Here is a 17,818-nt window from a genome sequence, read left to right on the forward strand (position 1 = left end):
CATGGCATCCGCGCCGTTACCCCACCCGTCCCACCCGCGTGATCCGGCGTGGTGGTGCCTGATCATTCCGCTCGTCTTCGGGGTGGCGGTGGCGTGGCGGTTGAGCCTGCCCTCGCACCCCTATTTTGACGAGGTGCATTATGTCCCCGCCGCGCGCGAATTGCTGGCGTGGTGGCAGACAGGGCAAGGTGGCTGGCTCAACCCCGAGCATCCTCCGCTTGGCAAATATCTGATCGCGCTTGGTATGGCGGTGCTGGGCGATGATGCGATCGGCTGGCGGATCATGCCGCTGATCGCGGGTATTGTCTCGGTGGGCGCGGCGATGCGGGCCATGTGGCATGCCAGCTTGAACCGTTTTGCGGTGATGGCCTTCGGCGTGCTGCTGTCGAGCGGCTTTCCGCTGTTCGTCCATGCGCGCATTGCGATGCTCGATATCTTCATGGCCGCGTTCCTGCTGATCGCGGCATGGCAATTTGCAGCGGCCTGCAGTCAGCCCGAAACGGGCCGCTGGCGGCTCGCGCTGACCGGGGTGATGCTGGGGCTGGCGATTGCATCCAAGTGGAACGCCGCGCCGCTTGCGATGCTGCCGGGAATCGGGTTTCTGGTGGCAAGGGCCATGGCCGGGCGTCGCCGCCTGTTGCTGAGCCGTCGCGGTGCGCCGGTGCCGGGGATCACACTGGTCGAGGCTTTTGGCTGGCTCGGGCTGGTGCCGCTTGCGGTCTATGCGCTCGCCTTCCTGCCCGCCTACCAGATGGGCAATTTGCTGCGCCCTTCCCTCGTCACCGCGCATGGGCTGATCGGCGCGCAGATCGAAATGCTGCGGCTGCAAGCCTCGGTCGTGACCCCGCACACCTATATGAGCACCTGGCCGCAATGGGTGCTGAACACCCGCGGCATCTGGTATCTCTACGAATTCGCCGATGGGGCGCAGCGCGGGGTGATGCTGATTGGCAATCCGCTGACAATGCTCGCCGGGCTGCCCGCGCTGCTCTGGTGCGGCTATCGCGGGCTCACCCGCCGCCATGCCGCCATGCTCGCCTGCGTGATCGGCTATGCGGTCAGCCTTGGCCTGTGGGTGATCGCGCCCAAGCCGGTGCAGTTCTATTATCACTATCTGATGCCAAGCACGTTTCTGCTCGGCGCGCTGGCGCTAGCAATGGCGGACCTGCGGGCGATCCCGCGCATCGGCTGGCTGGCATGGAGCGTGCCTGCCGCCTCGCTGGCGCTGTTTGCGGTGTTCCTACCGGTGCTCTCCGCCGCACCGCTTGATGGGCCGATGAGCTTTGCTGCCTGGACGTGGCTGGAAAGTTGGCGCTAGCGCCTCAGAACCGGCCCCACACGAAGCGGCTCGACAGGGCGTAGTTCCACACCGAGCCGACCACGATCCCCGCCAGCGCAGCGAGCGCCCAGAACACGCCCTGCCCTTCCATGAAGGTCGCGATCGCGACATTGGCGAAGGCCCCGACCGCGCAGGTCGCGATAAAGCCGAGCCAGCCCCTGAGCAGCGCGAGCGCGCCGACCAACCGCTTGTCGCGATAGGTCAGCCAGTTGTTGAGCCAGAAGTTGAAGCTCATCGCCACCAGCACGGCCCCTGTCTGGGCGATGGCAAAGCGCTCTCCCAGCGTGAAGAGCAGCACCGAGAGCACCATGAAGTGCACCACCACCCCGAGCGCGCCCACGGTCCCGAACAGCGCAAAACGGGTCGGGATCACCTTGCCGAGCGTCTTGTCGAACAGCCCGGCGAGGAAATCGAACAGAATGGCTCGGTCCAGCTTGCTTTCTCCTTCGCGCCTCGCCGCGAAATTAAGAGGGAATTCCTTGACCTGCATCGGCGCATCCGCCGTCGCCAGCAGATCGAGCAGGATCTTGAAACCGATCCCCGACAGGCGCGGCGCAAGCCTGCGCGCGGTCGCGGCGGGGAGCATGAAATAGCCGCTCATCGGATCGCTGAGTGCAACTCCGGTGATCTTGCGGGCGACAGCATTGGCATAGGTGGACAGCTTCTCGCGCTCGGGCGCGGCCCAATCGGCGGTGCTCGCCCCTTCGGCAAAGCGGCTGGCCACGCAGATTTCGGCCTCGCCCGATCGGAGCGCGGCCAGCATCCCCGGCAGGAGCGCCGGGTCATGCTGGTGATCGGCATCCATCACCGCCACGAACGGCGCGGCGGTGGCGCAGAAGCCTTCGATCGCCGCGCTCGCGAGGCCGCGGCGACCGATGCGCTGGATCACGCGCACGCGCTTGTCCACCAGCGCAAGCGTGCGCGCCTCGTCCGCCGTGCCATCGCGGCTGTCATCATCGACGATGATCACTTCCCAGACCGCCGCCGCGCCCATCGCACGGTCAATCCGCTCGACCAGCGGCGCAAGGTTGCCGCGTTCGTTGAGCGTGGGCAGGATGATGGCGAGTTCAAGCGTCATGGGCGCCAGTGCCGCCCCATCGCCTGCGGGTTCACCATCAAAGCTGCCGGGGTGCACAAAGAAGGCCTGTTCCATGGCCCCCTGATGCACCATAATCCTTTATAAACCATAACTGGCGCTCACCGCCGGGAGGGTCAGAGCCGCGCGCGCACCGCTTCGCCAATCGCGGCGGTGCCGTGGCTGCCGCCCAGATCGCCGCCGCGAATGCCATCGGCCAGCGCGCGGGCGACAGCAGCTTCGATCCGCGCGGCCTCGGCCTCGAGCCCGAAGGAATGGCGCAGCATCATCGCCGCAGACAGGATCGTTGCCATCGGATTGGCCTTGCCCTGCCCGGCAATATCGGGCGCGCTGCCGTGGATCGGCTCGTACAGGCCGAAGGTGCCATGTGCGGTCTGCCGCGACCCCAGCGAGGCGCTTGGCAGCAGCCCGATCGAGCCGACACAGGCGCTCGCAAGGTCGGACAGGATGTCACCGAACAGATTGCCCGTCACCATCACCCCGAAGCGGCCGGGATGGCTGACAAGCTGCATCGCGGCATTATCGACATACATGTGATCCAGCGTCACGCCGGGGTATTCCCCTGCCACGTCCACCACCACATCGCGCCACACTTGGCTGGTTTCGAGGACATTGGCCTTGTCGACGCTGGTCAGCGGCTGGCCAGCGGCAGCCGCCGCCCGAAACGCGACATGGGCGATGCGGCGCACTTCGGGTTCGGCATAGCTCATCGCGTCCCAGCCCTCGCGCGCGCCCTGATCGTTGATCCGCTGGCCCTTGGCGCCGAAATAGACATCGCCGGTCAACTCGCGCACGATCAGCAGATCAAGCGCGCCCGCGACATCGCCGCGCAGCGGGGAGAGGTGCTCAAGCCCCGCAAACACCTTCGCCGGGCGCAGATTGGCAAACAGATCAAGCTCCTTGCGCAGGCCAAGGATCGCTTGTTCGGGGCGAAGATGCCGTTCCAGCGTGTCGCAGTCCGGATCGCCGACCGCGCCGAACAGCACCGCATCCGCGGCGCGCGCCGCTTCGAGCGTGGCCGGGGGCAGCGGGTGGCCATGGGCGCGCCAGGCCGCCGCGCCGACATCGGCATGGGTCAGTGTCAGCCCGGTAAGCCCGAGCGCTTCCAGCACGCCGACCGCTTCGGCGGTGACTTCAGGGCCGATCCCGTCACCGGGCAGAACTGCAACCTTCATGCGCGTCCTTTTCGCAATGACCGGCGCCGCAAGCGCACGTCACATGATGCGCGCCAACCGCTCCATAAGCATTCTGCGCGCGGCCATAACATCGCCGCGCGCATCATCAAGCAGGTAGTGGGCGAGCGGCATTTCGAGCGCGTGGAGCGCGGCAAGCTGCGCCTCGGCAGAAGCCGCAGGATCGGGGCGCAAGCCCGAGGCCCGCTCGCCATAGCCCATCGCCGCGAGCAGCATCGCCTCGTAAGCATGAAGCGCGGCGAGCCATCCGCGCGCCGAAGGCGCGACGCAGATGGCGTCAAGCAGCGCATCGAGCGCATCATAGAGCGGCGGAAAAGGCGCGCGTTCGGGCAAGGCCGCGGCCGTGAGCGCGCAGACCCATGTGATCGCCGCAGCGGGCAACGGCTCTGTCATCCACGGGGCGCGGCTATGTTCCAGTTCAAGCCGGGCAAAGGGCAATTGATTGGCCGATCGCGCGGCCAGATCCAGCGCGACACGGTTGCCGGGGATCATGACCGAGCGCATCTGCCGCCCGCGTCCGCCCGCAACATATCCGGCGACAAGCCCGTGATCGGCGGTCAGCGCGCGCGCAATCGCGCCGGTCTCGCCATGCGGGCGGGCAGCAACCAGAATGGCAGAGGCGCGCAGATGCATCGCTGCGACGCCCGGTTCAGGGCTTACTTTTTCTTGGCAAGCGCCGCTTCAAGCTCGGCCACCTTGGCCGCCAGCGCATCGGCCTGCTCACGCGCCTTCTGCGCCATGGCCTTGACCGTGTCGAATTCCTCGCGGCTGACAAAATCGACCCCGCCCATCCGTTCACGCAGCCGCTCGCGCGCGGTTTCGCGGGCTTCACGGGTCATGCCGGCAACGGTGCCAGCAGCGCTGTTGGCGAGTTTGACGAGGTCGGCGAGGATCGGGTTCTGGCTTTGCATGGGAGGCTATGTGGCAAGCCGCCCGCGCCTTGTCCAGAGGCGGGTGCCTTACAATTTCACCCGCTGCACCGCGCCGCCATCTCCGGCGACGCCGCCATCGGGGTTTTCGACCATGAACTGGTAGTTGAGCGCCGTGGCAAAGCTCGCCCAGGCGAGATAGGGCACCAGCAACAAGGCCGCCAGTTTGCGCACCCGCCAGAACAGCGCCATCACCACCAGCAGTGTCACCACCGCATAACCCAGCACCATCAGCCCGCCGACGATGTTCTGCATGCCGAAGAACACGGTGGTCCACGCCAGATTGCCGATGAAATGCGCGACAAAGGCCAGGATCGCGAGCCCGCGCCCATCGGCGCCCCATGCGCTTGTCACCAGAGCGAGCGCGAAGCCGATCATGACATAAAGCACCGACCAGACGATCCCGAACACCGGCGGCGGCGGATAGATCGCCGGCTTCACCAGGTTCTGGAACCACAGCGTATCCGGCCCTGCGACCTTGCCCGCTGCAAAACCGAGCAGCACGATCAGAGGCACCAGAAACAGCGACCACCGCATGAGGCTGGCCCGCAACTGTTCTCTGGATGCTAGCAAGTTCATAGGGACTCCCTTTCATGGCCCGGATACATGAGCCGGGCCATCACTGCCAAGCGTATGCGGCAGGCCCGGCCGAGAATAAGGCACTTTCCCCCGTTTTTTGCCACATTTTGTCCGAACCGATGCGAAATGCAGGTGACGCGGCCACATTTTCTGCTAATCCTTGCCACATTCTTGCCGTGATTCGGAGCGCGGTCGGCAGGAAAAGTCTCTTCGCGCTCGAATTCAACTGGGCCTCGCGGCCCAATTTATGGGGAAATGCACCATGAAGAAGTTTTCTGCTCTGATCGCCGTTGCCGGTCTCGCCGTCGCCACCGTCGCTTGCTCGCCGGCCGCTGAAGAAGCCGCCACCGAAGCCGACACCACCGCCGTTGCTGAAGACGCCATGGCGACCGAAGAAGCTCCGGCTGCTGACGCCGCTGCTGCTCCGGCTGAAGGTGAAGCTGCTGCTCCGGCTGCTGACGCCGCTGCTCCGGCCGCTGACGCCGCTGCTCCGGCTGCTGAAGCCACCCCGGCTCAGTAAGCTGTAAAGCTTGCCGACCCGGTGCCTCGCACCGGGTAACGGAACAAAAAAGCCGGTAGCAATCCTAGGGTTGCTGCCGGTTTTTTGTTGCCTGTGTCAGCCGCGCTGCGCGGCAATCAGGAATTCGACATTGCCCTGCGGCCCGGTGATGGGGCTTTCAACGATCCCCTGAACGCGCCAGCCGAGACCTTTGATCCAGCTGCGCACCTCGTCGCAGACCCGTTCGTGCAGCGCCGGATCGCGCACCACCCCGCCCTTGCCCACTTCCTCGCGCCCGACTTCGAATTGCGGCTTGATCAGCGCGACAAGCTGGCATTGCGGCGCGGCGAGCGCGAGCGGGCGTTCCAGCACCTTGGCCAGCGCGATGAAACTGGCATCGCACACCACCCAGTTGCAGGGGCGGTTGATCTGATCAGGGGTCAGGATCCGGGCGCTGGTCTGTTCGAGCACGGTGACGCGCGGATCCTCGCGCAGCTTCCAGGCCAGCTGGTTGGTGCCGCTGTCGACAGCAAAGACATGCGCAGCCCCGTGCGTCAGCAGCACATCGGTAAAGCCTCCGGTGGACGAGCCGATATCCATCGCCACCGCGCCCGCCGGATCAAGCGCGAAATGCGCAAGCGCATGGGTAAGCTTGATCCCGCCGCGGCTGACCCATGGATGATCGCGCCCGCGCACCTCGAGCGGGCTGTCTGCCGCAATCTGCTGGCCCGGCTTGTCGATCTTGACGTCGCCAGCGAACACCAGCCCGGCCATCACCAGTGCCTGTGCACGGGCGCGGCTTTCGGCGAGACCGCGTTCGGTGAGCAGCTGATCGACGCGGCGCTTTTTGGCGGGGGGAGCGGATTTGGTCATGGACGCGCGATGCGATAGCCTGCATTGAAGCGGCATGAAAGGATCAGACTTCAGGCTTGATGCGAAGATCGCCGCCGCGCTTGGTCTGAGCGCCGCGCTGGCCGCATGTGTCCCGGCGGGTATGCCGCCGCACCCCCTGCCCGCCCCGCGGCCATCGGCTGCTCCGGCGCCTGCGCCAAGCCGCGTTCCGCCTGCACCGCCGGTCAGCAATTGGGCCGATGCCCCGCAGACACCCGGCACGTGGCGCTATGGCCCGCAAGGCGCTTACACCGAGGCGGTGTTTGTCGGCACGGCCAATCAGCCGCTCGCGCGGCTGCGCTGCTTTGCCGACCGCCGCCGTGTGGTGCTGTCGCTGCCGGAAAGCGGCGGGCCCGGCCCGCGTGTCACCATCCGCAGCCATACGGCCACCCGCACCTTCGAAGGCGAGGCGGCGGGGCGCGAAACCCTCGTCGTGCTGGCGAGCGATGATTCGTTGCTCGATGCCATGGCCTTTGCGCGCGGACGATTTGCCATCGAAGCCGATGGGCGGAACCCGCTCTACCTGCCATCATGGCCGGAAGTCGCGCGGGTGATCGAGGATTGCCGCTGAAGCCGGTGCGGCGCTGCGCAACACCAGAACTTTTATTCTGACTTGGGAAAAACTTTTTTCAAGTCTTGTCCTTGGCCGCGCAATGATTCACAACTGATCCCGAGGCCAGCGGCGAACGCGGCTCTCGGCCCCCGGTGAAACGCGGGGTCTTGGCTACTAGCGCGAAAGGAGGTGATCCGATGTCTCATGGTTCAGCAGAGAGGTCGGCAAGTTTCCCCGCGAGGCACTATCGGTAATTTCCACTACCCTTAGAGGCTTCGTGAGCGGCACTTCCTGGCCGCTGACCATGAAAGGGCGTTTCCACCGACGGGCTGGAAGCGCCCTTTTCATGTTGTGCAGGCAAGGCGCGCGCCGCGTCGGGCCTGTGCGCCGAACACTCATCTTGCTCTAATGGCCGCGCGGGATTAGGCGCAAGGCATGGACTTCACGCGCATCCCCCACCCCTCGCCGACCCCCGATGCGACTCGCGAACAGCTGATCGCTGATCCCGGTTTCGGCACGGTCTTCACCGATCACATGGTGGTGATCGATTATGACGATGCCAAAGGCGGCTGGCAGACCCCGGTGATCGGCCCGCGCGAAGCCATCGCGCTCGATCCGGCGGCAAGCGTGCTGCATTATGCGCAAGAAATCTTTGAAGGCATGAAAGCCTTTGCCCATGCCGAAGGCGGGCTTGCCCTGTTCCGGCCCGAAGCAAACGCGGCGCGGTTCAACGCCAGCGCACGGCGCATGGCGATGCCGGAAATTCCCGAAGCGCTGTTCCTCGCGGCGGTGCGCGCGCTGGTGACGGCCGATGCGGCCTGGCTGCCGCCGATTGCAGGCGGTTCGCTCTATATCCGGCCCTTCATGTTTGCCTCGGAAGCCTTCCTCGGCGTGCGCCCGGCCAAGCAATACAAGTTCATTGTCATCATCTCGGCCGCGGGCAATTACTTCAAGAAGGGCGTGAACCCGGTCAAGATCTGGGTGGCGCAGGATTATGTCCGTGCGGCTCCCGGCGGCACCGGCGCGGCCAAAACCGGCGGCAATTATGCCGCCTCGCTCGTCCCGCAGGCGCAGGCGACCGCGCAGGGCTGCGATCAGGTGGTGTTCCTTGATGCGATCGAGCACAAATGGGTCGAGGAACTGGGCGGCATGAACCTGTTCTTCGTGCGCGCGGATGGCAGTGTCATCACCCCGCCGCTGACCGGCACGATCCTGCCCGGCATCACCCGCGACTCGCTGATCGCCATGTTGCGCGAGGAAGGCCTCGACGTGCGCGAAGAGGCCTATTCGATCGACCAGTGGCGCGCCGAGGCTGAAAGCGGCCTGCTGCTCGAAACCATGGCCTGCGGCACGGCGGCGGTGGTCACGCCGGTCGGCACGGTTGCCTCGCCCGATGGCGAATTCCACATTGGCGCGGGCGGCATCGGGCAGATGACCGCCAAGATGCGCGAACGGCTGGTCGATATCCAGCACGGCCGCGCCCCCGATCCGCACGGCTGGGTGATGCGGGTTTGACCACGCCTCAAACCGGCGCCGTGACCGTTGCGGCGCTCTACTGTTTTACCCGCTTTGATGATCCCGCCGCCCTGCGCGCGCCGCTGCTGGGCGCATGCGAAGCCCACGGCATCAAGGGCACGCTGCTGCTCGCCCGCGAAGGGATCAACGGCACGATTGCGGGCGATGCGCAGGCGCTCGACGCGGTGCTGGCGCAGATCCGCGCGCTGCCGGGTTGTGCGAGCTGCGATGTCAAATTCTCCGCCGCGCCCGCCATGCCGTTCCAGCGCATGAAGGTGCGCGTGAAGCGCGAGATCGTGACCATGGGTGAGCCTGATATCGATCCTGCCTTGTCGGTCGGCCACTATGTCGCACCGCATGATTGGAATGCACTGATCAGCGATCCCGATACGCTGGTGATCGACACCCGCAATGCCTACGAAGTTGCGATTGGCACCTTTGCGGGCGCCGTTGATCCCGAAACGCGCAGTTTTCGCGATTTTCCGGCGTGGTTTCGCGCGCATCGCGACACCTTGCTCGAAGGCAAGAAACGTGTCGCGATGTTCTGCACCGGCGGCATCCGCTGCGAGAAATCGACCAGCTTCCTGCGCACCGAAGGCATCGCCGAGGTCTATCACCTCAAGGGCGGGATCCTCAAATATCTCGAAGAGGTGCCGGCGGAAGCGAGCCTGTGGCAGGGCGAATGCTTCGTCTTCGATGAACGGGTGAGCCTTGGCCACGGCCTTGCCCCCGGCACGGCGACGATGTGCCGCGACTGCGGGCGCGCGGTGCTGCCGGGCGAGACATGCGCGGCCTGCGCAGCGCCCGACAGCGCATGAGCGCGCTGCCGATCCTCTACTCGTTCCGCCGCTGCCCCTATGCGATGCGCGCGCGCATGGCCTTGTGGGTGGCGGGTATTACGGTCGAACTGCGCGAGGTGAAGCTCGCGGCCAAGCCGCCCGCGCTTGCCGCCGCCTCGCCCAAGGCGACGGTTCCCGTATTGGTGCTCCCCGATGGAACGGTGATCGACGAAAGCCTTGCCATCATGCGCTGGGCCTTGGCGCAGCATGATCCGGAAGGCTGGCTCGCGGGGGATGATGCCGCGCTGATTGCCGCCAATGACGGGCCGTTCAAGCACCATCTCGACCGCGCCAAATATCCCACCCGCTATGCCGCCGATGGGCTTGACCACCGCGCCGCAGCCCTGACGCTGCTGCTCCCGCTCGACGCGCGGCTGGCGAACGCGGCGCAGTTATGCGGGGAAAGCCGCAGCCTCACCGATATCGCACTCTTCCCGTTTGTCCGGCAGTTCGCCGCCATTGATCCCGACTGGTTCGGCCAACAGTCCTTGCCCCGGCTCACCGCATGGCTGGAAGGGCACCTCGCATCAGAACTCTTCAAGGCGATCATGCCCAAATTCGCGCCGTGGCAAGCAGGCGATGCGGCGGTGCTGTTCGGGCCAGCACACATCACTCCGACAAGCTGATCCGGCCGCTTGAACGACTCCTTATCAACTGATATTATTCAATAATATCAAATGGAGCATGCCGATGCTGAAGGCAGTTTTGGGGCTTTTTGCACTTGTGGCAGCCGCGTCATTAATGGCCGTCAGCTGGTGGCTTGGCAAAGCTGGCCTTGGCTGGATCGAGGCTCATCGTGAGGTGGTCGCCCTAACGCAGCCGTGGCTGTTCCCGGCGATCCTCACAATACTCGCGATCAGTGCGTTGAGGCGCTCCCAGCAGGGGCGGGCCTGATGCCCGAATGGCTCGATCCCGTCCTGTGGTACCGTACGCTCGCGCCGTGGCGCACCGAACTGCTTCTCGCCGCCACCATCATGAGCTTTGCCGACTATGTCACCACGACGATGTTCGTGAAGCGTGCCGGGCCTGAGCTTGAAAGCAACCGCCTGCTGCGGTGGATCATGGAGCGGTGGGGGATCCGGGGATTGTGGATTTTCTGGGTGGTGGTGTGGACGGCGGTGTGGTTCAGTGGGCTGTTTGGTGCGCTCTTGCTGGCCTTCCTCACGCTCATGCACAGTGCCGCTTTAATCAACAATCTGTTCGTGCTGCGCGATCTTGCCCGCGAAGACTATGCCGAGGCATGAGCGCGGCTAGCCCCCCAGCCCCTCCCGGAACGCATCGACTAGCCAGCTCGCCGCCGGGCCAAGCCGCGTGTCGCGCCGCCACAGCGCCGACAGGCGATAGCGCGCGCCGGGCTGTTCGGGCAGGTCGAGCTCGACCAGCCTTCCCGCTGCGAGATCGCCCGCCACCATGGCACGCGGCATATTGCCCCAGCCGAGCCCTTCGATCAGCAGCGAATGCTTGGCGCCCAGATCACCCAGCCGCCATGTCGAGGGACTGAGCACCGAGAATTCGCGCCCCTCGGTCAGAGGTGAGCGATCAGTCAGCACCAATTGCAGATGGCGGCGGCTTTCCCCCGGTGCGATCGGGCCTTGCGCCAAGGGATGGGTTGGCGCGGCGACCGGGATCAGATCAATTTCGCCCACGGCCTGCCGCTCCATACCCGGATGCTCGCCAATCACCGGCCCGCCAATCGCGAGATCGGCCCCGCCTTCGATGAGGCAGGAGGCGACCGCGCCCAGCCCCTCGATCCGCAAGGTCAGCGCGCAGGTCGGGAACATCCGGCGAAATTCGCCGAGCACATGCGCGGTCACTTCGCTCGGCACCATGACATCGATCACCAGTGTGAGCGAAGGCTCCTGCCCGGCATGAAGCGAGCGCGCCTTGGCGCGCAGCGCATCCACGCCATCGGCAATGCTGCGCGCTTCGGGCAGCAGGCCTTCGCCCGCCGCGGTCAGCACCGGACGGCGCGAGCCTTCGCGGGTGAAGAGCGTGAGGCCAAGCTGCGCTTCAAGCTGGGCAATCCCGTAAGACACCGCCGAGACCGCGCGGCCCATCGCCTTGGCCGCCCCGCCAAAGCTGCCATGCGCGGCCACGGCGATGAAGATGCGCAAGTGATCGAGCGAAGGTTCACCAAGCTTCATGTGCGCGATGTTCGGATTATCTGAACATCTTGGCAAGTTTTATCGCACTTATCCGTTCGAACTTTCCCGCCTATCTGCCGTTTCAACCTCGGATAAGGAGACACGACATGATCGAACTTCGTCCCTTTGAAACACTCGGCAATGCCAATCACGGTTGGCTTGATGCGCATCATCACTTCTCGTTTGCGCATTACCACGATCCGGCCCGCGTCCACTGGGGCGCGCTGCGGGTGTGGAATGATGACACCATCGCGCCGGGCACTGGCTTTCCCACTCACCCGCACAGCGACATGGAAATCATCACCTATGTCCGCAAGGGCGCCATCACCCACCGCGACAGCATGGGCAATGAAGGCCGCACCGAAGCAGGCGATGTCCAGGTGATGAGCGCGGGCAACGGCGTGCGCCATTCGGAATTCAATCTGGAAAGCGAGGACACCACGCTGTTTCAGATCTGGATCATCCCGGATGAACGCGGCGGCGAGCCGAGCTGGGGCGCACGCCAGTTCCCCAAGGACAGCCGCAACGGCGCTTTTGTCCCGCTGGCGAGCGGTGTGGCGAACGATAATGACGCGCTGAAGATCCGTGCCGATGCCCGCGTGCTTGGCGCCACGATCAAGGCGGGTGAAAGCGTCACCTACACCCCGCGCTCGGCCGATCGGCACCTCTATCTCGTCCCCGCGACGGGCAAGGTGCGGATCGACTCGGTCGAAGCCAAGGCACGCGACGGCGTTGCCATCACCCAATTGGCCGAAGTGACCATCACCGCGCTGGAAGACAGCGAAGTGGTGCTGGTCGACGCGGCCTGACCTTCCCCCCCGGAGCCGGCCGGTTGCTCTCCCTCCCCGGCCGGCTCCACCCCTTTTTCTTTCATCCCGACAGGAGCCTTCTGACATGGCCAATCTTCTCTATATCACCACCAGCATCAACGGCGCCGAGGGCGTCTCGCGCGGGTTTGGCGACAAGCTCGCCCACGGCCTTGCTGCCAAGACCGGCGCGCGCGTGGTGGCCCGCGATCTGGCGGCCAATGATCTGCCGTTCGTGAGCGCCGCGCGGTTTGGCGCCAACCTGACCCCGGCGGCTGATCGCACCCCTGAGCAGGCCGAACTGGCGGCGATTGCCGATGCGCTGATCGCCGAATTGCAGGCGGCCGATACCATCGTGATCGCGACGCCGATCTACAATTTCGGCCCGCCCGCCACGCTCAAGGCCTGGGCCGATCTGGTGGCCCGCGCGGGCACCACCTTCCGCTACACCGCAACCGGGCCGGAAGGCCTGCTGACCGGCAAGAAGGCCTACCTCGCGATTGCCAGCGGCGGCACCCCGGTGGGCGCCGAGTTTGATTTCATGAGCCGTTGGCTGACCTTCTTCCTCGGTTTCCTCGGCATCACCGATATCACCACGATCGCGGCAGACGGGATCATGGGCGAAGGCGCGGAAGAAAAGATCGCCGCCGCCCACGCCAAGGTCGCCGAACTGGTCGGCTGAGGCGTTAGCGAGCATGCCACCCACCCCGCCTCCCCACCCGGACACCAATCGTACCATTAGGCTATGGTGGCCGGGTGGGTGGTATGAAGCGCAATTAAAAACGCGAGCGCACCAGCAGCGGCTTGAACAAGGTCGCGCTGGGGCGCACGACGATCACGGCAACACCCACCATTGCCAGCGCGCCGCCGGCAATCAGCGGCCAGCCGATGGCATCCCCTGTCAGCCACGCGCCGAAGGCAATTGTCAGCAGCGGGGTCATCAGCGTGAGCGGCACCACCACATTGGCGTCGTGACGCTGGAGGATCAGGAAATAGGCTGAATGCGCGCCGACTGATACCACCAGCCCGGCAAACAGCGCGCAGAGCGCAACCGCCAGCGGAGCCGCGGTCACGGCGGCCATTTGCCCTGTCTCGAACACCAGCGTCGCCGGGACAAGCGCGCCGAGCGAGACCACCGCCGCCCAGGCTTGCAGGCGCACGGCATCCAGTTCCAGCGTCTTGACGAAGACCGAGCCAAGCGCCCCCACCACCGCCGCGCCGAACACCAGCGCAAGGCCGGTGATGCTGCCCGCAGCCGAAGGGCTGCCCATCGCCAGCAGCACGCCGCCTAGAGTCAGCGCCATGCCGATCGCGCGCCGCCAGCCCACCTTCTCGCCCAGAAACACCACGGCGAACAGCACGGCGAGCGGTGCCGAGGACAAATTGACAATTCCCGCCGCTGAAGGGCTCGCGGTGCGCAAGCCGCTGAACAGCAGGGCAAAGCTGCCGCCGCTGATAGCAAAGCCGATCAAGAGCACCCGCCCCAGCTGGCGCGGCAGGGGGCGCAGCAGCGGAAACAGCACCGCCAGCACCAACGCAGAGCGCAGCACGGTATAGAACAGCGGCGGCACGCCCAGTTCGCCGACGGCAATCTTGCTCACCACCACATTGAGCGCCCAGGCAATGTTGCAGCCCATCAGCACCGCGACAGCGGAAAAGGGCAGGTTGGCGGGCACGTCAGCCGAGATCAGGCAAAGCGCGCACGATCTCGGGCGGGAGCGCGCTGCGCAATTCCTCGCGCCAGACGATCGCCACCGCATCGGATGGCGCACGCCAATCGCCGCGCGGGCTCAGCGCCCCGGCCGAAGAGACTTTCGGCCCATTGGGCAAGGCGCTGCGCTTGAATTGCGAGAAGCCGAAGAACCGCGCGCAGAACTTGTCGAGCCAGACCGCGATGGTTTCCAGATCATAGGCGCGGCGCTGCTCAGCGGGGAACCCGGCAGGCCACAAGCCGCCATCGCGATCCTGCCATGCGTGCCACGCCAAAAACGCCACCTTGGAGGGGCGCTGGCCATAGCGGATCACGTGGTGAAGGAAGAAATCATTGAGCTCATAGGGGCCAACCATGCTTTCGGTCGATTGCATCGCGCCATCCGCGCCCGGTGGCACCAGCTCAGGGCTGATCTCGGTGTTGAGGATCGCATCGAGCACCTGCCCGCAGGCATCGGTGAACTGGCCTGTCGCAATCACCCAGCGGATGAGATACTGGATCAGCGTCTTGGGCACCCCGGCATTGATGCCGTAATGGCTCATGTGATCGCCGACACCATAGGTGCACCAGCCGAGCGCCAATTCGCTGAGATCCCCGGTGCCGAGCACAAAGCCGCCATGCTGGCCCGCCAGCCGGAACAGGTAATCGGTGCGCAGGCCCGCCTGCACATTCTCGAACACCACATCATGCACCGGTTCACCATTGGCAAAGGCGTGGCCGATGTCCTCGAGCATGCGCAGCGCTGCCGGGCGAATGTCGATCTCGCCCGCGGTGATTGCGAGCGCCGCCATCAGCCGGTGCGCGTTGGCCTTGGTGTGATCGGAGGTACCGAAGCCGGGCATGGTATAGCCACGGATGAAGCTGCGCGGCAGGCCAAGCCGGTCACACGCCTTGGCCGCAACAATAAGCGCGTGGGTGCTGTCAAGCCCGCCTGAAATGCCGATCACGAGGCTTTTGGCGCCGGTCGACTGGATGCGCCGCATCAGGGCATCGACCTGGATGTTGAAGGCCTCGTAGCAATCCTCGTCGAGCTTCTCGCGCCGGTCGGGCACGAAGGGGAAGCGCGCGACCGGGCGGATCAGCGCGCGATCGCTGCCGGTCGCGGCATGCTCGAACACCACCTTGCGATAGGTATCCGCAGGGTGGCCCGCAGCCTCGGCGGCATCGGCGAAGGTCTGGTTGCGCAGACGCTCGGCCGCGATGCGATCCGTATCAATATCGACGATGCACAATTCGGGCGTCAGATCGAACCTTGCGCTCTGCGCGACCAGATCGCTCATCTCGTAGATCACGCCCTGCCCGTCCCACGCGAGATCAGTGGTGCTCTCGCCGTGGCCGCTTGCCGAATAGGCATAGGCGCAGATCCCACGCGAGGCGCTGGCGCGGCAATGGAGGTGGCGGTCGTCGGCGCGCCCGACGGTGACAGGCGAGGCCGAAAGGTTGCAGACAATCAGTGCCCCGGCGAGCGCCGCCATCGTGCCGGGCGGATTGGGCGCCCAGAAATCCTCGCAGATTTCCACGCCGAAGCTGAAGCCGGCGAGATTGCCCGCAGCAAAGATCAGGTCCGTGCCAAAGGGCACTTCCTCGCCCGCCACCCCGATCCACAGATCCACGCAGCCGCGCCCGTGCGCGAAATAGCGCTTTTCATAGAATTCGCGGTAATTGGGCAGGTAGCTTTTCGGCACCACCCCGAGCACTTGCCCGCCCGCGATCACCACCGCGCAATTATAAAGCTTGCCCGCGCGGCGCAGCGGCGCACCGACCACCAGCACCGGCGCGAGATCCGCGCTCGCCGCCACCAGTTCGGCGAGCGCCTCCTCCACCCGATCGAGCAGCGCCTGCTGAAGCAGCAGATCATCAATCGCATAGGATGACAGCGCGAGTTCGGGGAAGACCACCAGATCGACACCCGCCGCATCCGCGCGGCGCGCCTCGGCAAGCACGCCGGCCAGATTGAACGGCACATCGGCAGTGCGGCATGCCGGCGTTGCTGTCGCCACGCGGACAAAGCCGTGCGCATGCCGATCGAAGAAGCTGTGGGTCTCGCGTGTCATTCTTGCGCCTGTTCGGTGTGGCTTATGCCTCTAGCGGTTAAAAGCGCCTGTTCCTATAGCTGCCCGGCAACCCCCGCGATTTTCAGAGGAACCCCGTCATGGCCGATGCCCCCTACACCCCGCCCAAGGTCTGGAGCGCCGATACCGTATCCGGCGGGCGCTTTGCCAACATCAACCGCCCGACCGCCGGTGCGCGCGAGGAGCGCGACCTGCCAGTGGGGGACAATCCTCTCCAGCTCTATTCGCTTGCCACGCCCAACGGGGTCAAGGTGACGATCCTGCTCGAGGAATTGCTCGAACTCGGCCACACCGGCGCCGAATATGATGCGTGGACGATCAATATCGGCGAAGGCGAACAATTCACCAGCGGCTTTGTCGGCGTGAACCCCAATTCGAAAATCCCCGCCCTGCTCGATCGCAGCGGTGCCGAGCCGTTCCGGGTGTTCGAATCAGGCGCGATCCTGGTGCATCTCGCCGAGAAATTCGGTGCTTTCCTGCCGACCGATCCGGCGGCGCGCGCGGAGGTGCTGAGCTGGGTATTCTGGCAAGTCGGCAGCGGGCCGTTTATGGGCGGCGGCTTCGGCCACTTCTACGCCTATGCCCCTGAGAAATACGAATATCCGATCAATCGCTATGCGATGGAAACCAAGCGGATCTTCGATGTCGCCAATCAAAGGCTGGCGCAAAGCCGCTTTCTGGCAGGCGATGATTACTCGCTGGCCGATATTGCCAATTTCCCCTGGCTCGCGCCCTTTGTGTGGGGCGAGATCTACAACGACGCCAGGACCTTCCTCAGCATTGACGAATACACCCATGTGAAGCGCTGGGTTGGCGAGATCGCGGTCCGCCCGGCGGTGCGGCGCGGCCGGATCGTCAACAAGACCTGGGGTGATCCGGCGACCCAGCTCAAGGAACGCCATTGCGCTGCCGATTTCGCGGACAGACATCTGCCATGATCGCAACGCGATTTTCGCGCGTCTTTCCCCTTCACATTTGTTTTTGGCCCGCTATAGAGCGCGGCTCTTGCTGGGGCGTAGCCAAGCGGTAAGGCAGCGGTTTTTGGTACCGCCATGCGAAGGTTCGAATCCTTCCGCCCCAGCCAAGAAATTATTCGGCTCTAAATAGCTGAAAAAATTACAAGTTTCCCTTCGAGTCAAAACTACCGGCGCACCCCATCGTGGTCCCCACCGTGGTCCTGATTTCAGCGCTATGATTCGAGTGGATTCAGGGCGCAAGATGGCCATGCGATTTGCGCAGCTTTTCCACCGGCAAGTGCACAGGTTTTGCACCGCGGTTCTGCATGAGCCCCGCTGGCTGGTCGAAAGCCGATGAGGCTGACTTTCAGCCCGATGGCCGAATGTGGGACGAAGCCGCCATTCGCACCGGCATTGCTACGTGTCCGCTTATATCGAAAGCGGCCGTTTTGCCTGTGCGTGCCTGAGGCAGCGTAGGCCGCTATCACGCTTTCCATGCACGGCAATGGTGTTCTCGCCGGGTCGGCGTCCGTTCTTTGATCCTGGCCAATCAAGGCCATGGAGAAAGATGATGACCTAATCTCACCTCAACCCGGCCATGCAAAATCGGGTTTCGAGGAATGCCGGCAGGACCGTCGACACCAAGCGGCCGCTGACCCAGAAGCAGATTTGGGTGATCCGGTTCTTCCTTGATCG

General features: G+C 64.9%; 20 protein-coding genes and 1 tRNA gene. 12 read left to right on the forward strand and 9 right to left on the reverse strand.

What is annotated here, in order from left to right; all coding sequences use genetic code 11:
- Position 1 precedes the first annotated feature (1 nt).
- Positions 2-1,318: a phospholipid carrier-dependent glycosyltransferase gene (locus SOQ14_RS13040; protein WP_322898545.1), complete on the forward strand. Its 1,317-nt coding sequence runs from the start codon at positions 2-4 to the stop codon at positions 1,316-1,318.
- A 4-nt stretch (positions 1,319-1,322) separates the two neighbouring features.
- On the opposite strand, the gene SOQ14_RS13045 is transcribed toward SOQ14_RS13040, so the two are convergent.
- The 5 genes from SOQ14_RS13045 to SOQ14_RS13065 form a co-directional block, all read right to left on the reverse strand.
- Entirely contained in the window at positions 1,323-2,417 is a 1,095-nt protein-coding gene (locus tag SOQ14_RS13045; protein WP_322898578.1) for a glycosyltransferase, read from the reverse strand.
- A gap of 134 nt (positions 2,418-2,551) precedes the next feature.
- A complete protein-coding gene (gene leuB, locus SOQ14_RS13050; RefSeq protein ID WP_322898546.1) occupies positions 2,552-3,610 on the reverse strand; it encodes a 3-isopropylmalate dehydrogenase in 1,059 nt (352 codons plus the stop codon).
- A 39-nt stretch (positions 3,611-3,649) separates the two neighbouring features.
- A complete protein-coding gene (gene recO / locus SOQ14_RS13055; RefSeq protein WP_322898547.1) occupies positions 3,650-4,261 on the reverse strand; it encodes a DNA repair protein RecO in 612 nt (203 codons plus the stop codon).
- A 23-nt stretch (positions 4,262-4,284) separates the two neighbouring features.
- Entirely contained in the window at positions 4,285-4,539 is a 255-nt protein-coding gene (locus SOQ14_RS13060; protein WP_322898548.1) for an accessory factor UbiK family protein, read from the reverse strand.
- Between the two features lie 48 nt (positions 4,540-4,587).
- Positions 4,588-5,094, reverse strand: a complete 507-nt coding sequence (locus SOQ14_RS13065) for a TspO/MBR family protein (protein ID WP_322898549.1) — start codon at positions 5,092-5,094, stop codon at positions 4,588-4,590.
- 304 nt (positions 5,095-5,398) lie between these two features.
- Between SOQ14_RS13065 and SOQ14_RS13070 the strand changes: the two genes are divergently transcribed.
- Positions 5,399-5,656, forward strand: a complete 258-nt coding sequence (locus tag SOQ14_RS13070) for a hypothetical protein (RefSeq protein ID WP_322898550.1) — start codon at positions 5,399-5,401, stop codon at positions 5,654-5,656.
- A gap of 96 nt (positions 5,657-5,752) precedes the next feature.
- Here SOQ14_RS13070 and SOQ14_RS13075 read toward each other — a convergent pair whose 3' ends face one another.
- Positions 5,753-6,508: a TlyA family RNA methyltransferase gene (locus SOQ14_RS13075; RefSeq protein WP_322898551.1), complete on the reverse strand. Its 756-nt coding sequence runs from the start codon at positions 6,506-6,508 to the stop codon at positions 5,753-5,755.
- A gap of 34 nt (positions 6,509-6,542) precedes the next feature.
- Here SOQ14_RS13075 and SOQ14_RS13080 point away from each other — a divergent pair, with 34 nt between their 5' ends.
- From SOQ14_RS13080 to SOQ14_RS13105, 6 genes are all read left to right on the forward strand, one after another.
- Complete coding sequence (locus SOQ14_RS13080; protein WP_322898552.1) at positions 6,543-7,097, forward strand: hypothetical protein; 555 nt, start codon at positions 6,543-6,545, stop codon at positions 7,095-7,097.
- 417 nt (positions 7,098-7,514) lie between these two features.
- A complete protein-coding gene (locus SOQ14_RS13085; RefSeq protein WP_322898553.1) occupies positions 7,515-8,594 on the forward strand; it encodes a branched-chain amino acid aminotransferase in 1,080 nt (359 codons plus the stop codon).
- The gene (gene trhO, locus SOQ14_RS13090) at positions 8,591-9,412 is read left to right on the forward strand and encodes an oxygen-dependent tRNA uridine(34) hydroxylase TrhO (RefSeq protein ID WP_322898554.1); all 822 of its coding nucleotides are present in this window, start codon (positions 8,591-8,593) and stop codon (positions 9,410-9,412) included. Before SOQ14_RS13085 ends, trhO begins: the two co-directional genes overlap by 4 nt.
- Positions 9,409-10,059: a glutathione S-transferase gene (locus tag SOQ14_RS13095; RefSeq protein ID WP_322898555.1), complete on the forward strand. Its 651-nt coding sequence runs from the start codon at positions 9,409-9,411 to the stop codon at positions 10,057-10,059. The genes trhO and SOQ14_RS13095 overlap by 4 nt, the downstream gene beginning before the upstream one ends.
- A 58-nt stretch (positions 10,060-10,117) precedes the next feature.
- Positions 10,118-10,327, forward strand: a complete 210-nt coding sequence (locus SOQ14_RS13100) for a hypothetical protein (RefSeq protein WP_322898556.1) — start codon at positions 10,118-10,120, stop codon at positions 10,325-10,327.
- Complete coding sequence (locus SOQ14_RS13105) at positions 10,327-10,677, forward strand: hypothetical protein (RefSeq protein WP_322898557.1); 351 nt, start codon at positions 10,327-10,329, stop codon at positions 10,675-10,677. Before SOQ14_RS13100 ends, SOQ14_RS13105 begins: the two co-directional genes overlap by 1 nt.
- Positions 10,678-10,683: 6 nt before the next feature.
- On the opposite strand, the gene SOQ14_RS13110 is transcribed toward SOQ14_RS13105, so the two are convergent.
- The gene (locus SOQ14_RS13110) at positions 10,684-11,577 is read right to left on the reverse strand and encodes a LysR family transcriptional regulator (RefSeq protein WP_322898558.1); all 894 of its coding nucleotides are present in this window, start codon (positions 11,575-11,577) and stop codon (positions 10,684-10,686) included.
- Positions 11,578-11,684: 107 nt separating this feature from the next.
- Between SOQ14_RS13110 and SOQ14_RS13115 the strand changes: the two genes are divergently transcribed.
- Positions 11,685-12,386 (forward strand): pirin family protein, encoded by a 702-nt coding sequence (locus tag SOQ14_RS13115; protein WP_322898559.1) that lies wholly within the window; start codon positions 11,685-11,687, stop codon positions 12,384-12,386.
- Between the two features lie 85 nt (positions 12,387-12,471).
- Positions 12,472-13,065, forward strand: a complete 594-nt coding sequence (locus SOQ14_RS13120; protein WP_322898560.1) for an FMN-dependent NADH-azoreductase — start codon at positions 12,472-12,474, stop codon at positions 13,063-13,065.
- Positions 13,066-13,159: 94 nt separating this feature from the next.
- Here SOQ14_RS13120 and SOQ14_RS13125 read toward each other — a convergent pair whose 3' ends face one another.
- Both SOQ14_RS13125 and SOQ14_RS13130 read right to left on the reverse strand, forming a co-directional pair.
- Complete coding sequence (locus SOQ14_RS13125; protein WP_322898561.1) at positions 13,160-14,059, reverse strand: DMT family transporter; 900 nt, start codon at positions 14,057-14,059, stop codon at positions 13,160-13,162.
- A gap of 1 nt (position 14,060) precedes the next feature.
- Positions 14,061-16,148: an NAD(+) synthase gene (locus SOQ14_RS13130; RefSeq protein WP_322898562.1), complete on the reverse strand. Its 2,088-nt coding sequence runs from the start codon at positions 16,146-16,148 to the stop codon at positions 14,061-14,063.
- Positions 16,149-16,246: 98 nt separating this feature from the next.
- Here SOQ14_RS13130 and yghU point away from each other — a divergent pair, with 98 nt between their 5' ends.
- Both yghU and SOQ14_RS13140 read left to right on the forward strand, forming a co-directional pair.
- Entirely contained in the window at positions 16,247-17,104 is an 858-nt protein-coding gene (gene yghU, locus SOQ14_RS13135; RefSeq protein WP_322898563.1) for a glutathione-dependent disulfide-bond oxidoreductase, read from the forward strand.
- Positions 17,105-17,175: 71 nt separating this feature from the next.
- Positions 17,176-17,250 (forward strand) — tRNA-Gln (locus SOQ14_RS13140).
- Positions 17,251-17,818: the final 568 nt, after the last annotated feature.

Origin of the sequence: Erythrobacter epiphyticus, from assembly GCF_034653295.1 — a bacterium.
Taxonomy (GTDB): Bacteria; Pseudomonadota; Alphaproteobacteria; order Sphingomonadales; family Sphingomonadaceae; genus Erythrobacter.